The sequence below is a fragment of the Micromonospora sp. NPDC004551 genome (assembly GCF_040609975.1).
Lineage (GTDB): Bacteria > Actinomycetota > Actinomycetes > Mycobacteriales > Micromonosporaceae > Micromonospora.
On record NZ_JBEXLM010000046.1, the window covers coordinates 18181 to 39447 of the forward strand.

Here is a 21267-nt window from a genome sequence, read left to right on the forward strand (position 1 = left end):
GGGACCAGCGGAAACCCCCGCCGGTCAGCGCTCGGCGAGGGTGGCGTCGGTGGCCGGTCGGGTGCCGGCGACGAACGGGTCCAGCGTCGCCCCGTGCAGCACGCCGCCGGGTACCGGGTCACCGGCGGCGCGGGCGACGAGCCGGCGCACCGGCAGCCGGTCCGGGCGGGTGGCGGCGGCGAGCACCAGGTTGCCGTACCGCCGGCCGCGCAGCATCCGCCGGTCGGCGACGAGGCAGACGTCGGCGAAGACCGCCCGGAGCGTGGCCACCTGGGTCCGGGTGTGCACCAGCGGCGGCAGGTCCGTGACGTTGACCAGGAGGACGCCGTCCGGCCGGAGCACCCGGGCCACCTCGGCGGCGAACTCCACGCTGGCCACGTGCCGGGGCATCCGGGCCGCCCGGTAGACGTCGGCGAACACCACGTCGTACGCCCCGGCCGGGGCGGCGGCGACCGCGTCCCGGGCGTCGCCGATCTCCACGACCACCTCGGCCGGCACCGGGGGCAGCTCGCGGCGGACCAGCTCGACCACGGCCGGGTCCCGCTCGATCACCCGCTGCGGGGAGCCGGGGCGGGTGGCGGCCAGCCAGCGCGGCAGGGTGAGCGCCCCGCCGCCCAGGTGCAGGGCGGCCAGCGGCCGGCCCGGCGGCGCGGTCAGGTCGACCACGGCGGCCATCCGCCGCACGTACTCGAAGTGCAGGTGGCGCGGATCCACGAGGTCGACGTAGGACTGTTCGACCCCGGCGGCGAGCAGTGTCCGGCCGGTGGGCCGCGCCGGGTCCACGACGATCTCCAGCGCCTCGGCGTCGCTCTCCACGGCGGGCAACGGTACCCGGGCGGCGGCGGGCCGGCGGGCGGGACGCCCACCGGCCCGGACCGTCCGCAACTCAGCCGGCGGCCATCCCGGCGCCGGCCTCGTCGATCGCGCCGTCGACCCGCCGGGCCAGGTCGACGTCCGACGCCGTCACCCCGTCGACCTGTTCGCTGCGCACCGTGAGCACGGCGTTGTCCGGGTCGGGCCGGCCGATCTGGGGGCCGCGCCCGGTCTCACCCCGGAGCTGGTCGAGCCGGTCGAGCACCCGGTCCAGGTTGCCGTTCGGCAGCTCGATGGTGCGCACCAGCGACTGCCGGTCGCTGGACCAGTACTTCAGCTGGGCGAGCGCGTCACGCAGTTCCTGCTCGTCCAGCGGGGCCGCGGCGGACGTCGCGCCCACCAGGCCGCCGCCGGCCACCGGCGGCGCGAGCAGATCCCGCAACCCGTCCGGTACGCGCAGCGACTCGACGAGTTCCCCGTCCGCGTCGGCCAGCGCGGCCAGGGTGGCCTGGGCCTGGTAGCGGGCCTGCTCCGGGGTGAGGCGGCTGCGCCGGCCCACCTCGGCGAGGAAGCCGGGCAGGTCGCGCCGCTGCTCGATGCCGTCCACCGGCACCACGTCGTGCAGCTTCACCGGCACCGCCTCGAGCAGCCGCTCCCGCGCGGCCTCGTCGAGCGCCCAGGCCAGCGCGAGCACCGTCGCCTCCGCCGCCACCTTGGCGGTGGAGAAGTCGACCCCCGCCCGCCGGCTCACGTCGCCGACGAGATCCCGGTAGCCCAGGGTGGTCACCGGGGGCGGCCGCTCCTCGGGCAGCGGGCGCGGGCGCTCCGCCACGGCCGCGGGCGGCGGCGCGGGACCGCCGCGCGTCGTGTCCGGCTTACGCCGGCCGGCCGGCGGCGGGCCGGACCGTTCTCGCCGGTCCAGCGAGGTGATCTGCTTGGACGCGCTCAGGCTGGCGCCGGTCTGGCTGGGAAGCCGACCGCGTTCCCGGGCGTCCCGGGCCAGGGCCCGGCGGCGCTGGTTGTCGCCCTCCATCTGCTTGCGCATCGTCGCACCTCGTTCCTGGTCGGTTGCGCTTGCGCCGGTCGCCTTCCCGGCGCTGACGGGAAGGAAACGGGTGCCGGACGACCGGCCCGCTTCACTCGCTGCGGGTGAGGACCGGTCACCCCGGCGACCCGCAGGATCGTGGTGGACCGGAAGAACTTCCGACGCACGCGGAAGGGCAGGTCGTCATGAAACGGATCGTGGAGATCGTCCCCGCCCGGCCCGGCTGGTACGCCCGGTGGCAGGTCGACCCGGGTGGCACCCGCAGCTACCCGGTGACCCTCTGGGCGCTGCTGGAGGAGAGCGACGGCAGCGGACGCGAGGTCGTCGGTGTCGACTGTGTGGGGCAGTGGCCGGGAGCCGACGACAACGAGGCGGGTGGGGAGTTCGTCCGTTACCTGTTCCAGACGCCCGATTCCGGCGCGCCGGAGGACGCGGCGTCGCCCACGGTGGGGGAGTTGCGCGAGTCCGGCCCGCGCCTGCAGGCCATCCCCGCCGCCTGAGCCACCCTCCCCGGCCCCCGGCCCCTGGTCCCAGGGTCGGGGGCCACCCCCGTCTCCCGGACGGTCAGCCGACCTCGCGGGCCGACCCGGTCTCCCCGGGCGGCGGGACGGCCAGCAGCTCGGCCAGCCCGGTGCGGTCGAGCAGCTGCCGGATCTGCGGGCTCAGGGCGGACAGCCGCACCGGGCCGGCGCCGGCCCGGTGGATGACCACCAGGGCGCTCAGGCCGGAGGAGTCGCAGAGCGCCACCTCGGCGAAGTCGAGCAGCAGCTCCTGGCAGCCGTCGCGGCGCAGCTCGGCAGCCGCGGCGATGAGCTCCGGCGCGGTGTCGAAGTCCAGCTCGCCGGTCAGCCGGAGCCGGGCACGTCCGGCGTCGAGCCGGTCCACCTCGATGGTCAACAGCTGGGAGGGCATACCCCCATGTTCCCAGCCCGGGCCGGTCCCGAAAACCCCAGGGTGCTCAGGCAAGGGCGGACGAGCCCGTCGTGGGCCGCTCGGACCGGCCGTCGGGCTGCGGCCGGGACAGCAGGCCGGCGACCCCGGTCATGTCGAGGATGGTGGCCAGGAAGCGGGGCGTCTCACGCAGCTGGATGGCCGTGCCGACCCGCTGGCCGTCCCGCCAGGCGTGGACGATCACCGACAGGCCGGTGCTGTCGATGAAGATCAGGTCGCGGAAGTCCAGCACGAGCGTCGGCGGGGCCTCGGCCAGCAGCCGGTCGACCTCCCTGCGCAGCGGGGCGGCCGTGGCGAAGGCGAGGTCACCGCCGACCCGGATGGCCGGCGCCGCCGGGTCCGAGCGGTCCACGGAGATGCTGAGCGGTGTCGCGTCGGGCGTTCTCCGTCGGGGTGCCACCATCACGCCTCTCCGCGCTGCCGGTCGGGGCCGGGTCGTTCCGGATCGTAACAAGCCCGGCACGGGCCCGCCGGATGGCGCGTCCGCAGGCCGGGCCGTGAGCCGTGGGGTGGCGGTAGCGGCACACCGGCGTAGGGTGGGCGAAGAGATTTGACCATACACACCGATTCAGGTGGACCGCGGGTATCGACAAGGAGTGGGGCTCAAGCTGGTGACTGCTGCCGACGTCAGGGGTGCTGACCCGGGCGACGGACGGATCTCCACGCCGGGTGCCCGACGGGCTCGGTCGTGGTCCCCGCCCGAGCCGGCCCTGCCCCGCCTGGCTCCGGACCGCGGCCCCGCGACCCCCGACTGGTCGGAGGTGGTGGAGCACTTCCGCGAGGGTCTGATCGTGTGTGACGCCGGCGGGGTGGTGCGGCACGTCAGCCCGGTGGCCGAGCGGTTGGTCCCCGAGGCGGTCGCCGGCGAGGTCCTCGCCGCGGCCGGCGTGCCCGCGCTGCGCGGCGACGACCCGGGCGAGTTCACCCATCACGACCGGCGGCTGCGACTGCGCCGCGTCGCGCTCTCCGCCGGTCGCCGCTGCTGGTACGTCGAGGACGTCACGGAGAGCGTCAGCCGCGCCGACGCGCTGCTCGCCGAGCGGGCCCGCTCGGCGTTCCTCGCCGTGGTCGGCGAGAAGCTCGGCAACCCCCTGCACCCCGACCGTGCCGCCGCCGCGGTGGTCCGGCTGGCCGTGCCGACCGTGGCCGACGTCGCCGTGCTGGTGCTGGCCCCGCGCTCCGGCCGCGCCCGGTGGTGGCGGGCGGTGCGCGCGGACGACGAGGCGCCCGCCGTGGACAGCGGTGTGCTCGCCGCCGCGGCGCTGCCGGCGGCGATCTCCGAGGGGCTCGGCGGCGCCGAGCCGCATGCCTTGGACTGGCTTGTCGAGCAGGCCGTCGAGGCGGGCTGGCTGCCCGGTCTCGACGAGGCCGGCGCCACCGCGCGCGTGGTGCCGTTGCCCGGCCGGGAGGCCCCGGCCGGGGTGCTGCTGGTCGCCCGGCGGGCCAGCCGCTCGTACGACGAGGCCGACCTCGACCTGGTCCGTGCCTTCGCGGGTCGGGCCGGCGCCGCGCTCACCACCGCGCTGCTCTACCGCGACCAGGCCGAGGTCGCCGACACCCTCCAGGCCAGCCTCCTGCCCGTCGAGCCGGCGGCGGCCCCGGGCGTGCAATGGGGCACCGCCTACCGGCCGGCGCAGGCCGGGCTGCGGATCGGCGGCGACTTCTACGGCTCCCACCGGCTCGTCGACGGCGGCTCGGTCTTCTTCCTCGGCGACGTCTCGGGCAAGGGCGTCGAGGCGGCCGTGTTCACCGGCCAGCTCCGCCAGTGCCTGCACGCGCTGCACCGGGTCGAGTCGCAGCCGGGACGGTTGCTGAAGCTGCTGAACGACGCGCTGCTGGAGACCACCCAGGCGCACGGGCAGGGCCGGTTCGCCACCATGGTGCTGGGCGTGGTGCGCCCGCACCGCGACGGCGGTCTCACCCTGACCATGGCCGGCGGCGGCCACCTGCCGCCGCTGGTGCTGCGGGCCTCCGGCGAGATCGAGGTGGTGCCGTTGAGCGGCATGCTGATCGGTGTGGTGCCCGATCCCCGGATCGGCGAGGTCACCGTGCACCTGGCCCCGGGCGAGACCTGCCTGCTCTACAGCGACGGGGTGACCGAGGCGCGCGGCGGCCGGCGGGGCGACGAGCAGTTCGGCGCCGAGCGGCTGCTGCACGCGGTGACCGGCTGCCACCGGATGCCCGCCCCGGCACTGACCGAACGGGTCGAGCAGGTGACCTGCGACTGGCTCGGTCACGGCGACCACGACGACATCGCGGTGCTCGCGCTGCGGGCGACCAGCCCCGGCCGCCCCGGCCGCCACCTGCACGCGGTGCCCGGGCCGAGCGGGGCCGACCGAACGAGGGAGACCGACGCGTGACCGCGACGACCGCCGAGGCCGACCCGGCCCACGCCTTCCCCGGCTACCTGGAGTGCCTGGCGGAAGCCGACGAGCACGCCGCGGTCGAGGTGGCTCTCGGGCTGCTGGAGTCCGGCGTGCCGGCCGAGCGGGTGCTGCTGGACCTGGTCGCACCGGCCCAGGCCGAGGTGGGCGAGCGGTGGGCGCGCGACGAGTGGAGCGTCGCCCAGGAGCACGCCGCCACCCACATCAGCGAGCGGGTGGTGGCGGCCGTCGCCGCGTACGCCGCTCCGCGCCCGACGCGGGGCCGGATCGTGGTCGCGTGCATGGACGGCGAGTGGCACGCGCTGCCGGCCCGGCTGGTGGCCGAGGTGCTGCGGCTGCGCGGCTGGCAGATCACCTTCCTCGGGGCCAGCGTGCCCGCCGCGCACCTGGTCTCCTACCTGCACCGCTACGACGCGGACGCGGTCGCCCTCGCCTGCGCGCTGCCGATGCGGCTGCCGCACGCGCACCGCATGATCGAGGCGTGCCGCCGCTCCGACGTGCCGGTGGTGGTGGGCGGGCGCGGCTTCGGCGGCGACGGGCGCTGGGCCCGGGTGCTCGGCGTGCCCTGGGCGCCCGACGCGCCGACCGCGGCCGACCTGGTAGCCGACGAACGGGTGCTGCGCGCGGTGCCGCCGGCCCGGCTCGACCACCTGGCCGACGACGAGTACGCGAGCCTGGCCAAGCGGCGCGGTGAGCTGATCGACAGTGCCCTGGCCGACCTGCGGGAGCGGGTGCCCGGGGTGCGCGACTACACCCCGGCGCAGCTCGACTCGACGGTCAGCGACCTCGGCTACATCGTCGACTTCCTCGCCGCCGCCCTCTACGTCGACGACGAGACCCTCTTCACCGAGTTCGTCGAGTGGCTGGTGGCCATCCTGGTGAGCCGCCGGGTCCCGGCTGGCGCCGTCGGGCTGACCCTCGACCACTATGGACAGCGGCTGCGCGACTTCCCCCGGGCCGCCCGGTTCCTCGACCGGGCCTGCGTGCTGGTCGGTGGGCTGTCCGCCACGCCCGCGCGGTGACCCGCTGGGTGCGGGCGCGACGGGGGTACCTGCGTATACTTGCTGCACTGCAAGGGCCGGCCTGCGGTAGGAGCGAGAGGGGCCACGGTGACCTTCGCCGTCGCGTACGGCGAGCGGGACGGCGGTCCGGCCCGCCTCCGGCTCGCGGGTGAGCTCGACCTGAGCACCGCGCCGGAGCTCAACGCGGCCATCGACCGGCTGCTCGCCGAGGGGCACCGAGAGCTGCTGCTGGATCTCGCCGAGCTGACCTTCTGCGACTCGACCGGCATCGCCGCGTTCGTCCGCGGCGACAATCTCGCCGCCGCGGCCGGCGGCTGGTTGCGGGTCACCGCCGCGACCGGTCGGGTGGCCCGGGTGCTCCAGGTGACCGGGCTGGCCGAGGTGCTGCGGCACGAGGGGTCGCCGGCCGACCCGGCCACGCCGGCCGCCTCCTGATCGGATAGATTTCCCCGCCAGCAGTCGACCTCGCCGTCGGCGCTCCACCTCCGAGACGAAGCAGGTAGTCCCATGGGTCAAGGCACCCCGAGCCCCGTTCGCATCCTGGTGGTGGACGACGACCCGGGTGACGTCCTGATGATCGAGGAGGCGCTCGAGGACTCGGACGTCGAGAAGGTCATCGACGTGGTCAACGACGGCCAGGAGGCGATGGAGTTCCTCCGCCGCGAGGGCCGGCACACCGAGGCCCGGCGGCCGGACGTCATCCTGCTCGACCTGAACATGCCGCGCATGGACGGCCGCCAGGTGCTCGGCGAGGTCAAGCGGGACGAGGACCTGCGGACCATCCCGATCGTCGTGCTGACCACCTCCAACGCCGACACCGACATCCTCGGCAGCTACACCCTCCAGGCCAACGCCTACGTGACGAAGCCGATCGACCTGGACGACTTCAACGACGTGGTGCGCCGCATCGACGAGTTCTTCGGCCGGGTGGTGGTGCTTCCCAAGCACCCCTGACCGGCTTCGTCCGGGCGTCCGGATGCTGAACAATTTGCGGGAACCGCCGCGGCCGTGGCCGCCGGCCGCCCAGGATCGTCAGGTGGGGACGTGACACCAGCTGCCTGGGGGGCGACACGACATGAGGTTCTCCGTGGTTGAGACCGGTTACGACCAGCGGCAGGTGGACTCCTGCCTGGATGAGCTGGGAATCCGGTTGGTCCGGCTCGCCGCCCGCGCGGAGAGCGCCGCCGGCGCCGGCCGCGAGTGGGACCAGATTCGGGAGGACGCGACCCACCTCTGCGACTTCCTGCGCCGCCGGACCGCCGTGGTGGACCGCGACGTGGCCGCCGGGACGGCCGCCGAGCGGGAGGCCGCCAGGCTGCTGGCTCAGGCCCGCAGTGAGCTGGAGGCCGCCCGCGAGGAGGCCCGCCAGGTACGCGAGCAGGCGTACGCCGAGGCGGTTCGGGCGCGCCGGGACTTCGAGGCGGCGCTGGTGGCCCGCCGCCGGCGCGAGGCCCGCGTCGACGAGATCCTCGCCGGGGCACGCGGCGACACGGTGTCGCCGGACACGCCGACCGCCGCCGCGGCCGTGCCGACCGGGGGTGCCGCCGAGCGCAGCGCGGCCTGAGCGCCCGCTCAGACCAGCGCCGTCACCACCGTGGTGGCCCGCTCCTCGTGCTGCGCGTACGCGTCGGGGAAGGCGGACACCTGCACCGCCTGCGCCGCCGCCGTGAGGCTCATCTCGGCCCAGCCGGGCACCTCGTTGAGCGCGGTGAAGAAGGCGCGTGCCGCGTACGCCGGGCGCATGCACTCGGCGACCGTGCCCCAGCCGCTGCTGGGCCGCTGCTGGAAGAGGCCGACCGAGTCGTGGTCGGAGCCGCTGCCCTGGTGCGGGTAGTCGAACGATTCGGGGAGCACGTCGCTGGCCAGGTTGTAGAGGTCGCTCTCCTGCATGGCGGTGGCCACGGCCACCACGAGCGCGCGACGGGGCATCTTCATGGCCAGGCCGGTGTCGACGATCGCCTTGGCGTTGTCCATCTGCCGCTGGTCCAGCCCGGCGACGGGCCGGGGGTGCTTGGGCCGGACGGGCTTCTTCGGCGTCTTCTTCTTCGTGGGCGTCGGGCTGGGGGTGGCGGCGGGAATCGGGGTGACCGGCACCGCGACCGGCGGGGCGGTCCGCTCGAAGTCCCGGGAGGCCCGCTGCTCGGCGGCCACCCGGTCGGCGAGCACCTCACGGACCGGCTCGTGCCGCTGGCCGGTCTCCCGCGCGCCGACGACGCCGATCAGGCCGAGGCAGCAGGTCACGCCGGTGGCGACGACGATCCGGGCGGGGGTGGATCGGATCGGTCCGCACCGGGCCGGTGCCGGGGGGCGGTGCCGGCCGATCCTCCGTTCGGCCGATGCCGGGTCGATCGTCCGGCGAACGGGTGGCGTGTCGGTCGGCTGCTGCTCTTCGGGGTGATCGGCATGCACCCGCCGAGGCTAGAAAGCTTCCGGGCGCTTGCCATCGGGGTAGTTGGTGGCATGCGCCACAATTTGCCATGATCCGCCCGCGCATTACGCTCGGTGTAACACGAACTCGATCATCCTCGTGATTCGCATTTTCCGTTCATGTCCGAAAGACCTGGACAGAATACGTGCATGATCCTCTTACCGGCGGTTCCCACCACCATCCTCCGTTCGGCCGAGGGATGGGCCCGCCACCTGGTGGTGCACCCGTCGGCCGGAGAGCCCACGCGGCCGGCGACGGGAGCCTGCCCCCATCACCACCACCCGGGGTCCCGCCGCTCGATACGATGCGGACGGTGACGGAGCAGATGGTCGATGAGCGGGCCGCCGGAGAACCCGCCGGCCGCGCGGGCCGACGGGGACTCGTCGTCGGCCTGTGCGCCGTCCTGCTCGCCCTGCTGATGGTCGGCCACCGGACCGTGCCCAACGTGCACGGCGTGGGCAGCCTGGTCGACAGCGCCACCCCGCTGCTCGGGCTCGGCGTACCCCTGCTCGCGCTCGCGGCGCTGCTGCGCCGGTCCCGCCGGGCCCTGCTCGTGGTCCTGCTGCCGGCGCTGGTCTGGGTGGCGCTCTACGGCGGCGTCTGGCTGCCCCCGGCCTCCGGCGCGGGCACCACCTCGCTCCGGGTGGCCAGCCAGAACCTGCGCGCCGGCAATCCCGACCCGGCCGCCACGCTCGGCGCGCTCGCCGACGCCGCCCCCGACCTCATCGGGCTTCAGGAGGTCGACGACGGCGAGCGGGTCACCGCCGCCCTGGGCGGCCGCTACCCGCACCGGGCCGCGGTCTCCACCGTCGCGCTGTGGAGCCGCTGGCCGATCCGCGAGGCGCACGGCGTGGACACCGGCCTCGGCTGGGACCGCGCCCTGCGGGCCGTGGTCGTCACCCCGAAGGGCGACCTGGCGGTGTACGTGGTTCACCTCGGCTCGGCCCGGGCCGGGCACACCGCCACCCGGGACGAGACCCTCAGCGCCCTCGCCGCGACCGTGCGGGCCGACGACGCGCCGCGGCTGGTGGTGCTCGGCGACCTGAACACCGCCACCACCGACCGGGTCTTCGGGCCGCTCACCCGCCTGCTGGGCGACGCCCAGGCCGAGGCGGGTCAGGGTTTCGGCTTCACCTGGCCGGCGGAGCTTCCGGTGACCCGCCCGGACCACGTCCTCTACCGGGGGCTCACCCCCACCACGGCCGGGGTGGTGCACACCCCGGACAGCGACCACCGCGCGGTGACCGCCGGCTTCCGCTGGTGAGAGGTCAGTGCCGGCCGTTCTCCGCCGGAGTGACGGTCAGCCGGTGCCGGCTGTTGTCGCCGCTGGAGAACGGCCAGAGCCGATCGGCGTGCGCGACCAGGTCGGCCAACTGATCCCGGGTGAGGCCCGCCGAGGAGATCTCGGCGTGCACGTCGGCGCGGTACCGGCCGTCGTCGTCGCGGCCCAGCTTCGCCGCTGCCGTCACCTCGACGGTGTGCGCCTCGTCGGTGATCTCGCCGGCCGCCTCCACCGCCGCGTGGTGCAGGCAGGAGGCGAACGCGGCGGCCAGGAGCTGCTCGGGCGTCAGGCCGGTGCAGTGCGGCGCCAACGGGGACGCCAGGGCGGAGGAGAGACCGCCGTCGTCGGTGCGTACGTGACCGCCCGCGGCGGTCGCCGTGGCCGTCTCGGCCAGCCAGGAACTCGGATCCGGCATCGCGTTCCTCCCGTCACTCACCCGCCCGGCTACCCGGCCCCCGCCCGGCGAAACCGCGCCTGAGCAGGGAGCACGTCAGCCGGCCTGGCCGGTCGGGTACGCGTCGACCGCGATCGCCTCGGTCGCCTCGGCGGCGGCCCGCTCGGTCCACGGCGACACCGGGGCGTTGCGCTGGCGGGGCGTCGTCACCACCATCGGCACGTAGACGCGGGCGTCCACCACCTCGGCGAGCAGCAGCGCCGCCATGAGGCTGCTCGGCCGGTCGCCCGGGTCGGTGGCGAGGCAGCGGCGGCACAGGTCGGTCACCTCGGCCGGCAACCCGGTGACCTCGGGCAGCGGCTCCGGTGGCCGGCGCCGGCCCGAGCCGAGCAGCTGGGTGGTGCTGTCGGCGGCGTACGGGAGCCGGCCGGTCAGGCAGTAGTAGAGGAGCACGCCCAGGGCGTACATGTCCGCGGCCGGGGTGGCCGGCTGCCGGTCGAGCTGCTCCGGCGCCAGGTACGCCGGCGTGCCCACCACGATCCCGTCCGGAGTGTGGTCGGGCGCGCCGGCCGGGGTGGCGATCCCGAAGTCCAGCACCTTCACCCCGGCCGGGGTGAGGATCACGTTCGCCGGCTTCACGTCCCGGTGCACGATGCCGTGCGCGTGCGCGGCGGCCAGCGCGGCGCTCACCTCGGCGCACACCCGCACCGCGATCCGCCAGTCGAGCGCGCCGCCGCGCAGGTGGGCGGCGAGCGTCTCGCCCTCGGCCAGCTCCATCACGATGTACGGCACGGCGCGCCCGTCGGGCAGGGCGGCGGTGCCGAAGTCGTGGACGCTGGTCACGTTCGGGTGCACCAGCCGGGCCGCCGAGCGGGCCTCCCGCCGGATCCGCTCCACCGAGGTGGCCTCCCCGTCGAGCCCCGGCGAGATCAGCTTCACCGCGACGGTCCGGTCGAGCACGAGGTCGTGCGCCCGCCACACCTCGGACATCCCGCCGATGCCGACGCGCCGTTCGAGCTCGTACCGCCCGCCCAGCGTCCTCATCGACCACTCCTCGCCCTCGTTCCGGTGCCTCCGGTCTCGCTACCCGGGCCCCGAGCAGGGCAAACCGCCGGGGTTCGCGGCCCCGGGCGGGGTAGCTTCGCGGCAGGGGAGCGTGTCGACGGCGAGACGGAGGGTGACCGTGGCTCTGGTGCGCGTGCGGTTCGTCGGCGGCCCGGCCGACGACCTGGTGCGGGACCTGCCCGCCGACCCGGACGGGGCGCCACCGCAGCGGTGGATCCTGCGCCACCCGGACCGGCCGCCCGGCGGCGAGGCCGACCACCTCTACGAGCGCGACCGCCACCACCACGACGGGAGCGACTGGACGATGCGGTACGTGCGCACCTACCCGTTCGGCGATACCGAGTGAGCCCTGCTCAGGCCGCCCGTGCGCCGGTGGTCCCGAGGATGACCGAGGCGACCAGTTCCGGGTCGTCGTGCATCGGCACGTGCCCGCAGCCGGTGAGATCCAGGTGCCGGGCGGCCGGCAGCCGGGTCCGCGCCAGCGCCGCCTGCCGGTAGGGCAGGATCCGGTCCCGGGTGCCCCACGCGACCGTCACCGGCACGGTCGGCGCGCCGGCGAAGGCGTAGCCCCGGCCGGCCCGGGCCACCGCGCGGAAGGCGCGTGCCTCGCGCAGCGCCCGCGCGTCGGCCAGTGCCTCGGCCAGCGCCATCCGGTTCGGCCGGGCCAGGATCATGCCCAGCGCGAGGGTGCGCAGCGCCGGACTGGCGAACAGCGAGCGCAGCACGGGTTCGGGCAGCCGGGCGGCGTTGCGGTGCAGGCTGAGCACCGTGAGCGCCCAGCGCAGCTCGCGCGGTGTGCAGAAGCCGGCGGGGGAGAGGGCGGTGGCCGACGAGACGGCCCCGGCGGCGGCCAGTTCCAGGGCGATGGCACCGCCGAGGCTGTTGCCCGCCACGTGCGGGCGGTCCAGCCCGAGCGCGGCGAACAGCTCGACGATCCCGGCCACCAGGGCGGGCATGTCGGCGGGCAGGCCGGCGGCGGGCACCGGCGAACGGCCGAAGCCGGGCAGGTCGACGGCGATCACGTCGTGCGCCTCGGCGAGCCGGTCCAGCACCGGCGACCAGGCGGCCCAGTGGTGACCGATGCCGTGCAACAGCACCAGCGGCGTCCCGGCGCCGCGCCGCTCGAAGATCACCTCCACGGGTGCGCTCATCGCGGTGTCTCCTTCGCGCTCACCGGTGCCTCCGGCGTGCTGGCCCCGAAGCCCCGCCCCAGCGACCGGGACTGCTCCTCGATGAGCGGGACCAGGTCCTTGGCGGTCCACCCGACCAGCCGGTCGGCGAGCGGGCTGACCAGCAGCGACCGGACCGCCTGCACGCCACCGACAGCGCGCGGCACGTAGACCCGGCGCCGCCGGCGTTCGATCGCCCGGACGAACGCCTCCGCGCACTCCTGGACGGTGGTGGTACGCCGCATCGGCCAGGGCAGCTTCGCCAGCGCCGACTCGAACGCCGGCAGGTCGGCCCGAGCCTCGCGCACCAGGTCGGTGTCCACCCAGGACGGGTGTGCCGTGCCCACGGCAACGCCACGGTGTGCCAACTCCAGCCGGATGGCGGTGCCGAAGTGCTCCACACCGGCCTTGGAGGCGCAGTAGGCGGCCATCCCGGGCAGCGCCGCGAACGCGGCGGCGGAGGAGACGATCAGCAGGTAGCCCCGACGGGCGATGAGCGCCGGCACGGTCGCCGCCGCCGTGCGCATGACCCCGACGAGGTTCACCTCGACCGTGCGGACCAGGGCCTCGACGTCGCCGACGGCGATGGTGCCCCGGTTGGCGACCCCGGCGTTCGCCACCACCGCGTCGATGCCGCCCAGCGCCGCGACCGTGCCGTCGACCGCGGCGGTCAGCTCAGCCTGGTCGGTGACGTCGGCGGGGAACCAGACGTGGCCCGGACCCAGCTCGGTGGCGAGCGCGGCGAGGCGGTCGGGTTCCAGCCCGACGAGGGCCAGCCGCGCGCCCCGGGCGGCGGCGAGCCGGGCGGTGTGCTCGCCGATGCCCCGGGCCGCCCCGGTCACCAGCACCACCTTGCCGGCCAGCCGGCCGGCGGGACGACCGTCGATGGACATGCCGGCAAGTTACCACCGGGTAGCGGGCTGGGGAAGGGCCGTCCGGCGCGTCCGCGGCCACGCCCGTACGCCCTGGCCGGCCAGCCATTCCGGACCGTCGGCGCCGCGGGCCAGCGCGGCCACCGCCAGCATCGCGGCCCGCGCGGCGTCGGGCGCGGCCACCGTCACGGCGGCCCACGGCGAGTCCGGCGCGGCGCCGGTGCGCGGGTCGCGTACCCCGCCGCCGTCCGGGCGCAGCACGTCGGCCGTGACCAGCGCGCCGCTGGTCAGCGTGGCCGGCCCGTGCGCGACCCGCCAGCCGCCGGCCGGCGCCGGACCCGCGGCGGCCACCCGGGACCCGACCGCCACCAGCACGCCCGTCCCGTGCCGCGCCGCCACGTGCTCGGCGCACCGCTGCACCAGGTACGCGCCGGCCGTCCCGCCCAGGTCCAGCCAGAGCGGCGGCGGCACCGCCAGCAGGTCCCCGCGCAGCGACACCGCCCGCCAGTCCCCGCCCCGGTCCACCCGGCCCCACCCGGAGCCGCAGGCCGGCAGGGGGCTCACCGACCGGCGCAACCGGGCCGCGCCGACCGTCGGGTCCACCAGCCCGCCGGTCGCCTCGGCCGCGCCCAGCGACACCGCCACCAGGTCGCGCAGCAGTGGACCCACCGGCACCGGCCGGCCGGCGGCCCGGTGGGCCCGGGCCAGCTCCACGTCGACCGCGCGCAGCCCGGCCAGGCGGCGCGCCACCGCGCGCCGGGCCGCCGGGAGCGCCGTACGATCGGTGACCGCGAGCCTCACGACCTGGTCCCGCCACCACCAGCGGACCTCGAAGAACCCGTCGACGCTCATGCGCCGAGCGTGCTCGCCGTTTCTGGAGGGGACGTGGGCCGTTCCTGTGGTCCGGCTGTGCGTCCGCCCGCGCTCCGGCGCCGCGCGGATTCCGGGCGCACGACCCGCACAGCTGGTACACAGGATCGGGACAGGACCGCCACAGCGGGTGCGCCCACGATGGGAGCATGGTCATGAACGGGCAGGCCGCGCAGGGCCGCATCGAGCTGCGGCGACCGGACGGCGAACCGGTGCGGGTGCTGGTGGTCGACGACGAGCCGACACTCACCGACCTGCTCTCGATGGCGCTGCGCTACGAGGGCTGGCAGGTGACCACCGCCGGCAACGGGATGGCGGCGATCAGCGCCGCCCGGCAGTTCAAGCCCGACGCCGTGGTGCTCGACGTCATGCTCCCCGACCTGGACGGCTTCCAGGTGCTCCGCCGGTTGCGCGAGCAGGCGCCCACCGTGCCGGTGCTCTTCCTGACCGCGCGGGACGCGGTCGAGGAGCGGATCGCCGGCCTCACCGTCGGCGGCGACGACTACGTCACCAAGCCCTTCAGCCTCGAAGAGGTGATCGCCCGGCTGCGCGCCCTGCTGCGCCGCTCCGGGTTCGCCGTCGCCGCCCGCGAGGAAGCCGTGCTCACCGTCGGCGACCTGAGCCTCGACGAGGACAGCCACGAGGTACGCCGCGGCGGCGACCTGATCAACCTCACGGCCACCGAGTTCGAGCTGCTGCGGTACCTGATGCGCAACCCGCGCCGGGTGCTGAGCAAGGCGCAGATCCTCGACCGGGTCTGGAACTACGACTTCGGCGGCCAGGCCAACGTGGTCGAGCTGTACATCTCGTACCTGCGCAAGAAGATCGACGCGGGCCGGGAGCCCATGATCCACACCCTGCGCGGGGCGGGCTATGTCCTCAAGCCCGCGGAGTGACCGGGGCGGGCGGCTGCGGCGATGGCTGGCCGGGTGGTCACTGCGCCGCCGCCTGGTGCTCTCCGTCGTGGCGCTGCTGGCCCTGGTCAGCATCGGCATCGGCGGCCTGACCACGATCGCCCTGCGGCACTTCCTCATCGGCCAGGTCGACAACCAGATCACCGCCGGCGAGCGGGGGGCCGGTCAGATCCAGCCCTACTTCCGCAACCCGTACGAGCGGCAGCGCTCGGACGGCAGCCCGCGCGTGCTGGAGCCGCCGCCCGGCTTCCCGCCGGATTCGGTCGCCGTCAAGCTGGTGGACGGCCAGGTCGTGTCGAGCACGATCCGGACCACCGCCGGCACCGCCGACTCGCTGCCGGCCGGCGACGCCGCTCCGCTGACCCGGCAGCCCACCGACGGGCGGCCCCGCACCGTCGAGCTGGGCGACCACGGTGAGTACCGGGCCGTCGCGCGCCGGGTCGACGACGGCGACATCCTGATCTTCGCCTACCCGCTCTCCTCGGTGAACGAGACGGTCATGTGGCTGCTGGTCGCCCAGGCCGGGCTGGTCGCCGCCGGGCTGATCATCGCCGGCGGGCTCGGCCTGCTGATCGTCCGGGCCGCGCTGCGCCCGCTGAACCGGGTCGCCGCCACCGCCGCCCGGGTCACCGAGCTGCCGCTGGACCGGGGCGAGCCGGCGTTGTCGGTGCGCGTTCCGGCGGCCGACACCGACCCGCGTACCGAGGTCGGACAGGTGGGCGGCGCGCTCAACCGGATGCTCGGCCACGTCGCCGCCGCGCTCGCCGCCCGGCAGGCCAGCGAGACGCGGGTACGCCAGTTCGTCGCCGACGCCAGCCACGAGCTGCGCACCCCGCTCGCGGCCATCCGCGGTTACGCCGAGGTGGCCCGGCGCGGCCGGGACGAGGTGCCGCCGGACGTGGCGCACGCCCTGCGGCGGGTGGAGTCGGAGAGTACCCGGATGACCAGCCTCGTCGACGACCTGCTGCTGCTCGCCCGCCTCGACTCCGGCCGCCCGCTCGCGGCCGAGCCGGTCGACCTCACCGCCATGGTGGTCAACGCGGTCAGCGACGCGCACGTGGCCGGCCCCGAACACCGCTGGCAGCTCGACCTGCCCGACGAGCCGGTCAGCGTCACCGGCGACGCCCACCGGCTGCACCAGGTGCTGGCGAACCTGCTCGCCAACGCCCGGGTGCACACCCCGCCCGGCACCACGGTCACCACCCGGCTCGCGCCGGTGGCCGGCGGCGTCGAGCTGAGCGTCACCGACGACGGCCCCGGCATCCCCGCGGAGCTGCAACCGGAGGTCTTCGAGCGGTTCGCCCGCGGCGACAGCTCCCGCTCCCGGGCGCACGGCAGCACCGGCCTCGGCCTGGCCATCGTGGCCGCCGTGGTGGAGGCCCACCACGGCGAGGTCGAGGTGGCGAGCCATCGCGGGCGGACCGTGTTCACGGTGCGCCTGCCCGGATCCACAGCCGACGCATAGGTCGCTCACGGGGCCGGGTCAGCGGATCGCCCGAGGCTTGCCCGCATGGACAGAACAGAGAGCCTGCTGACCGCGCCCGCAGCCGGGTCGCCCGCGACCGACCCGGCTCCCGCGCCCGCCCCGGAACCGGTCCGGCCCCCGGCGCAGCCGCCCGCCGAGCCGCCCCGTCGCGACCCGCGCTGGACGCGACCGGCCCTGCTCGGCCTGCTGCTGGCCACCGCCGTGCTCTACCTCTGGGGCCTCGGCGCCTCGGGCTGGGGCAACGCGTTCTACTCGGCGGCCGTGCAGGCCGGCTCGGAGAGCTGGAAGGCCTTCTTCTACGGCTCCTCGGACGCGGCCAACTCGATCACCGTCGACAAGACCCCGGCCTCGCTGTGGCTGATGGCCCTCTCGGTCCGCCTGTTCGGGCTGAGCAGCTGGTCGATCCTGGTGCCGCAGGCGCTGCTCGGCGTCGCCTCGGTCGGCGTGCTGTACGCCACCGTGCGCCGCTGGTACGGGCCGGTCGCCGGCCTGCTCGCCGGGGCGGTGCTCGCGGTCACCCCGGTCGCAACGCTGATGTTCCGGTTCAACAACCCCGACGCCCTGCTGGTGTTCCTGCTGGTCAGCGCCGCCTACGCGACGGTCCGCGCGGTCGAGACCGCGAGCACCCGGTGGATCACCCTCACCGGCGCCCTGGTCGGCCTCGGCTTCCTCACCAAGATGCTCCAGGCGTTCCTGCTGATCCCGGTCTTCGCCGGGGTCTACCTGCTGGCCGCGCCGACCGGCTTCTGGCGGCGGATCCGCCAGCTGCTGCTCTCCGGGCTGGCCGTGGTGGTCGCTGCCGGCTGGTGGGTGGCGATCGTGGAGCTGGTCCCGGCCGGCGCCCGCCCGTACATCGGCGGCTCGCAGCACAACAGCATCCTGGAGCTGACCCTCGGCTACAACGGCCTCGGACGGATCACCGGCGACGAGGAGGGCAGCGTCGGCGGCGGCCGCATGGGCGGCGGGGGCGGGGGCCCGTTCTCCGGACAGTCCGGCCTGCTGCGGATGTTCGACACCGAGGTCGGCGGCCAGATCTCCTGGCTGCTGCCGGCCGCGCTGATCCTGCTGGTCGCCGGGCTGTGGCTGGCCGGGCGGGCGGCGCGTACCGACCGGATCCGCGCTGGGCTGCTGCTCTGGGGCGGCTGGCTCCTGGTCACCGGACTGATCTTCAGCTTCATGTCCGGGATCTTCCACGCGTACTACACCGTGGCCCTGGCCCCGGCCGTCGGCGCGCTGGTCGGCATCGGGGTGACCCTGCTCTGGCGGGCCCGGACCAGTCCGGCGATCCCCGCCGCGGCCACCCCCGGGTACACCCCGGCCACCACCACCGGCCCCCTCCCGCCGGCCGCCGCGGGCTCGGTCCCGCAGGCCACCGGGGGCTCGGTCCCGCCGGCCGCCGCAGGTCCGGTTCCGCCGGTGGCCGCCGGGCCCGGCGTTCACGGCGCCGGGGCAGCATCCCCGGACGGCCCGCCTGGTCACCCGGTCACGGGCCCGTCGCCGGTGTCCGTCACCGACGCCGCCGTCGCGCCCGGCACTCCGCCGAACCAGCAGCAGCCGGGGCACCGTGTGCCCGGTGACCAGGTGGCTGCGGCGGCGGGCACCACACCCGCCCCGGCGGGCGGTCCGGTCGCCCCGGGCCGGCGGCGCGGGTTCGTCGCGACCATGATCCTGGCGGTCACGCTGGGCGTCACCGCCTGGTGGTCCTGGCACCTGCTCGGCCGCAGCGCCGACTGGTACCCGTGGCTGCGCACCGCCGTGCTGGTGGTCGGCCTGGCCGTCGCCGCGCTGCTGGTCCTCGTCGACCGCCTGCCCCGCCGGGTGGCGCCGGTGCTGCTGGCCTTCGGCGCGGCGGCCGCGCTCGCCGGACCGGCGGCGTACTCGCTCCAGACGGCGGCGACCGCGCACACCGGCTCGATCCCGAGCGCCGGCCCGTTCGTGCAGGGCGGCTTCGGCCCCGGTGGCCGTGGCGGCTTCCCCGGCGGCGGCCGGATGCCGGGCGGCATGCAGTTCCCCGGCGGCCAGTTCCCCGGCTTCCCGGGCGGCCAGACCGGCGGCACCGCATCAGGCGGCACCGCGCAGAACGGCGGCACCGGCCAGAACGGACAGTTCCCGGCCTTCCCCGGCGGCGGCACCGGCCAGTTCCCCGGCTTCCCGGGCGGCCAGACCGGCCCCGGTCAGAACGGCGCCGGGCCGGACGGCTCCGGTCAGAACGGCACCGGCCAGGACGGGACGACCGGGCAGCGCGGCACGACCGGGCAGTTCCCCGGTGGTGACGGCCGGTCGCAGCGCGGCGGCGGCATGGGCGGGCTGCTCGACGCCCGCGAGCCGAGCGCCGAGCTGAAGGCGTTGCTGGAGGCCGACGCGAACCACTACACCTGGGTCGCCGCGACGGTCGGCTCGAACAACGCCTCCGGCTACCAGCTCGCCACCCGCGAGCCGGTGATGCCGATCGGCGGCTTCAACGGCAGCGACCCGTCGCCGACCCTCGCCCAGTTCCAGCAGTACGTCGCCGACGGACGGATCCACTACTTCATCGGCGGCGGTGGGTTCCGGGCCAACGGCGGCAGCAACGCCTCCGGCGAGATCGCCGCCTGGGTGGCGGAGAACTTCACGGCACAGACGGTCGACGGCGTGACCGTGTACGACCTGAGCGGCGGAGAGCGGGGCTGAGCGATGACCGACACGAGCGAACCCCGGGCCGCCGTGCAGGCCCGGCCCACGGCGCCCACGGCGGTGCTCGACGTGGTGGTGCCCGTCTACAACGAGGAGGCCGACCTCGGCCCCTGCGTCCGGCGGCTGCACGCGCACCTCACCGCGCACTTCCCGTACCCGTTCCGGATCACCGTGGCGGACAACGCCAGCGTGGACGGCACGCTCGCGGTGGCCGAGGCGCTCGCCGCCGAGCTGCCCGAGGTGGGGGTGCTGCACCTGGACGCCAAGGGCCGGGGCCGGGCGCTGCGGGCCGCGTGGTCGGCCTCGCCGGCGCCGGTGCTGGCGTACATGGACGTGGACCTCTCCACCGACCTGGCGGCGCTGTTGCCGCTGGTCGCCCCGCTCATCTCCGGCCACTCGGATCTGGCCATCGGCACCCGGCTGGCGCGGACCAGCCGGGTGGTCCGGGGGGCCAAGCGGGAGGTGATCTCGCGCGGCTACAACCTGCTGCTGCGCGGCACCCTCGCGGTGCGCTTCTCCGACGCGCAGTGCGGCTTCAAGGCGATCCGCGCCGACGTGGCGGCGGGGCTGTTGCCGCTGGTGCAGGACACCGGCTGGTTCTTCGACACCGAGCTGCTGGTGCTGGCGCAGCGGGCCGGACTGCGGATCCACGAGGTGCCGGTGGACTGGGTGGACGACCCGGACAGCCGGGTGGACATCATGGCCACCGCGCTGGCCGACCTGCGCGGCATCTGGCGGCTGGGCCGGGGCCTGGTCACCGGGGCTTTGCCCCTGGCCGACCTGCGCGCGCAGCTCGGCCGGGCGCCGCTGCCCGCGCCGCCGGCCCAGGTGCCCGTCGGGCTGCCGCGGCAGCTCGCCCGGTTCGCCGTGGTCGGGGTGGCCAGCACGCTGGCGTACCTCGTGTTGTTCGTGTCGGCCCGCGGCCCGCTCGGGGCGCAACCGGCGAACCTGCTGGCGCTGCTGGTCACCGCGGTGGCCAACACGGCGGCCAACCGGCGGCTCACCTTCGGCGTCACGGGCCGCCGGCACGCCGGCCGGCACCATCTCCAGGGCCTGCTCGCCTTCGCCCTCGGCCTGGCGCTGACCAGCGGTTCCCTGGCGGTCCTGCACGCCACCGCCGGAACGCCGCCGCGCGTCCTGGAGCTGACCGTCCTGGTCGCCGCCAACCTCGCGGCGACCGCCCTCCGCTTCACCCTGCTCCGGCTCGCCATGCACCACCGTCCCTGACCGCGGCGGATCTTGGCGAGTTCCCGTTCGCTGGGAACGGCAACTCGCCAGGATCCGGAGCAGGAAACGCGCCGGCGCGTGGCAGGGTGGGGGGATGTACCGGGAGGGGCCGGCGCCCGGGATCCCCGGGGCCGTGCGGTGGGCCAGCGTCTCGCGTGGCGCCGCGTCCGTGCGGGTGCTGCCGGACGGGTGCCTGGACCTGCTCTGGTCCAGCCGGTCGGGGCTGCTGGTGGCCGGGCCGGACCGCACCGCGCACCTGTCGGTGAGCGTGCCGGGGGAGCGGTGGGTCGGGCTGCGCCTGCCGCCGGGCACCGGACCGGCGGTGTTCGGCGTGCCCGCCGACGAGCTGCGCGACCAGCGGGTACCCCTTGCCGACCTGTGGGGACGCGCCGCCGCCGACCTGGCCGACCGCGTCGCGGCGGCCGACGTGTCAGCGGCCGATCGGCCTGACCCGGTCGCGGAGGCCGTCGGCACGACCCCGCACCGGGACCTCCGCCGGCACCGTGCCGGTTCAGCCGCCGGCGATCCCGCCGCGTCGGCGCTCGGCCGGGGGCCGGTCGCGGCCGTGCTGGAGGAGGTCGCCCTGGGCCGCTTGCGGGCCGCCGGGGGGCCCGACCCGCTCGGCGCCCGGGTCGCCGCCCGGCTCGCGGCCGGCGGCACGGTCGCCGCGAC

General features: G+C 75.9%; 23 protein-coding genes. 13 read left to right on the top strand and 10 right to left on the bottom strand.

Annotated features, from left to right (window positions below; genetic code table 11):
• Nucleotides 1-24 precede the first annotated feature (24 nt).
• A complete protein-coding gene (locus ABZW14_RS32050) occupies nt 25-816 on the bottom strand; it encodes a fused MFS/spermidine synthase (protein WP_355354201.1) in 792 nt (263 codons plus the stop codon).
• Between the two features lie 70 nt (nt 817-886).
• Nucleotides 887-1858, bottom strand: coding sequence for a DUF2267 domain-containing protein (locus ABZW14_RS32055; protein ID WP_355354204.1), 972 nt, complete (start codon nt 1856-1858; stop codon nt 887-889).
• 185 nt (nt 1859-2043) lie between these two features.
• Between ABZW14_RS32055 and ABZW14_RS32060 the strand changes: the two genes are divergently transcribed.
• Nucleotides 2044-2358: a hypothetical protein gene (locus ABZW14_RS32060; protein ID WP_355354207.1), complete on the top strand. Its 315-nt coding sequence runs from the start codon at nt 2044-2046 to the stop codon at nt 2356-2358.
• 64 nt (nt 2359-2422) lie between these two features.
• Here the strand turns inward: ABZW14_RS32060 and ABZW14_RS32065 are convergent, their stop codons facing one another.
• Nucleotides 2423-2770 carry an STAS domain-containing protein gene (locus tag ABZW14_RS32065; protein ID WP_355354210.1) on the bottom strand — a complete coding sequence of 116 codons (348 nt, stop codon included), beginning with the start codon at nt 2768-2770 and terminating at the stop codon, nt 2423-2425.
• Between the two features lie 46 nt (nt 2771-2816).
• The gene (locus ABZW14_RS32070) at nt 2817-3161 is read right to left on the bottom strand and encodes an STAS domain-containing protein (RefSeq protein WP_355354213.1); all 345 of its coding nucleotides are present in this window, start codon (nt 3159-3161) and stop codon (nt 2817-2819) included.
• 259 nt (nt 3162-3420) lie between these two features.
• Here ABZW14_RS32070 and ABZW14_RS32075 point away from each other — a divergent pair, with 259 nt between their 5' ends.
• From ABZW14_RS32075 to ABZW14_RS32095, 5 genes are all read left to right on the top strand, one after another.
• Nucleotides 3421-5169, top strand: coding sequence for a PP2C family protein-serine/threonine phosphatase (locus ABZW14_RS32075; protein WP_355354216.1), 1749 nt, complete (start codon nt 3421-3423; stop codon nt 5167-5169).
• Nucleotides 5166-6215, top strand: a complete 1050-nt coding sequence (locus ABZW14_RS32080; RefSeq protein WP_355354219.1) for a cobalamin-dependent protein — start codon at nt 5166-5168, stop codon at nt 6213-6215. The genes ABZW14_RS32075 and ABZW14_RS32080 overlap by 4 nt, the downstream gene beginning before the upstream one ends.
• A gap of 87 nt (nt 6216-6302) precedes the next feature.
• Nucleotides 6303-6650, top strand: a complete 348-nt coding sequence (locus ABZW14_RS32085) for an STAS domain-containing protein (protein ID WP_355354222.1) — start codon at nt 6303-6305, stop codon at nt 6648-6650.
• 72 nt (nt 6651-6722) lie between these two features.
• Nucleotides 6723-7169 (top strand): response regulator, encoded by a 447-nt coding sequence (locus ABZW14_RS32090; protein WP_355354225.1) that lies wholly within the window; start codon nt 6723-6725, stop codon nt 7167-7169.
• Between the two features lie 121 nt (nt 7170-7290).
• The gene (locus ABZW14_RS32095; protein ID WP_355354228.1) at nt 7291-7779 is read left to right on the top strand and encodes an ATPase; all 489 of its coding nucleotides are present in this window, start codon (nt 7291-7293) and stop codon (nt 7777-7779) included.
• An 8-nt stretch (nt 7780-7787) separates the two neighbouring features.
• Here the strand turns inward: ABZW14_RS32095 and ABZW14_RS32100 are convergent, their stop codons facing one another.
• Nucleotides 7788-8624: a hypothetical protein gene (locus tag ABZW14_RS32100; protein WP_355354231.1), complete on the bottom strand. Its 837-nt coding sequence runs from the start codon at nt 8622-8624 to the stop codon at nt 7788-7790.
• Nucleotides 8625-8956: 332 nt separating this feature from the next.
• Between ABZW14_RS32100 and ABZW14_RS32105 the strand changes: the two genes are divergently transcribed.
• Nucleotides 8957-9907 (top strand): endonuclease/exonuclease/phosphatase family protein, encoded by a 951-nt coding sequence (locus ABZW14_RS32105; protein ID WP_355354234.1) that lies wholly within the window; start codon nt 8957-8959, stop codon nt 9905-9907.
• A gap of 4 nt (nt 9908-9911) precedes the next feature.
• Here ABZW14_RS32105 and ABZW14_RS32110 read toward each other — a convergent pair whose 3' ends face one another.
• Together ABZW14_RS32110 and ABZW14_RS32115 are read right to left on the bottom strand one after the other, a co-directional pair.
• Nucleotides 9912-10340, bottom strand: coding sequence for an OsmC family protein (locus tag ABZW14_RS32110; protein WP_091266193.1), 429 nt, complete (start codon nt 10338-10340; stop codon nt 9912-9914).
• A 75-nt stretch (nt 10341-10415) separates the two neighbouring features.
• On the bottom strand, nt 10416-11363 hold the full coding sequence (locus tag ABZW14_RS32115) for a serine/threonine-protein kinase (RefSeq protein ID WP_355354237.1): 948 nt from the start codon (nt 11361-11363) through the stop codon (nt 10416-10418).
• 139 nt (nt 11364-11502) lie between these two features.
• Here ABZW14_RS32115 and ABZW14_RS32120 point away from each other — a divergent pair, with 139 nt between their 5' ends.
• Nucleotides 11503-11730: a hypothetical protein gene (locus ABZW14_RS32120; protein WP_355354240.1), complete on the top strand. Its 228-nt coding sequence runs from the start codon at nt 11503-11505 to the stop codon at nt 11728-11730.
• 7 nt (nt 11731-11737) lie between these two features.
• Here ABZW14_RS32120 and ABZW14_RS32125 read toward each other — a convergent pair whose 3' ends face one another.
• Genes ABZW14_RS32125 through ABZW14_RS32135 form a run of 3 tightly spaced genes read right to left on the bottom strand, consistent with a single transcriptional unit; the run spans nt 11738 to nt 14277 of the window.
• Nucleotides 11738-12535, bottom strand: coding sequence for an alpha/beta fold hydrolase (locus ABZW14_RS32125; protein WP_355354243.1), 798 nt, complete (start codon nt 12533-12535; stop codon nt 11738-11740).
• Entirely contained in the window at nt 12532-13446 is a 915-nt protein-coding gene (locus ABZW14_RS32130) for an SDR family oxidoreductase (protein WP_355354246.1), read from the bottom strand. The genes ABZW14_RS32125 and ABZW14_RS32130 overlap by 4 nt, the downstream gene beginning before the upstream one ends.
• Nucleotides 13447-13455: 9 nt before the next feature.
• Complete coding sequence (locus tag ABZW14_RS32135) at nt 13456-14277, bottom strand: FAD:protein FMN transferase (RefSeq protein ID WP_355354249.1); 822 nt, start codon at nt 14275-14277, stop codon at nt 13456-13458.
• A gap of 173 nt (nt 14278-14450) precedes the next feature.
• On the opposite strand from ABZW14_RS32135, the gene ABZW14_RS32140 reads away from it, so the two are divergent.
• From ABZW14_RS32140 to ABZW14_RS32160, 5 genes are all read left to right on the top strand, one after another.
• Nucleotides 14451-15191, top strand: a complete 741-nt coding sequence (locus ABZW14_RS32140; RefSeq protein WP_107079796.1) for a response regulator transcription factor — start codon at nt 14451-14453, stop codon at nt 15189-15191.
• Entirely contained in the window at nt 15169-16674 is a 1506-nt protein-coding gene (locus ABZW14_RS32145; RefSeq protein ID WP_355354252.1) for an ATP-binding protein, read from the top strand. The genes ABZW14_RS32140 and ABZW14_RS32145 overlap by 23 nt, the downstream gene beginning before the upstream one ends.
• 45 nt (nt 16675-16719) lie before the next feature.
• Complete coding sequence (locus ABZW14_RS32150; RefSeq protein ID WP_355354255.1) at nt 16720-19365, top strand: glycosyltransferase family 39 protein; 2646 nt, start codon at nt 16720-16722, stop codon at nt 19363-19365.
• A gap of 3 nt (nt 19366-19368) precedes the next feature.
• Nucleotides 19369-20595: a bifunctional glycosyltransferase family 2/GtrA family protein gene (locus ABZW14_RS32155; RefSeq protein ID WP_355354258.1), complete on the top strand. Its 1227-nt coding sequence runs from the start codon at nt 19369-19371 to the stop codon at nt 20593-20595.
• 94 nt (nt 20596-20689) lie between these two features.
• On the top strand, nt 20690-21267 hold a 578-nt coding region (locus ABZW14_RS32160; RefSeq protein ID WP_355354261.1), incomplete at its 3' end, for a DUF6597 domain-containing transcriptional factor.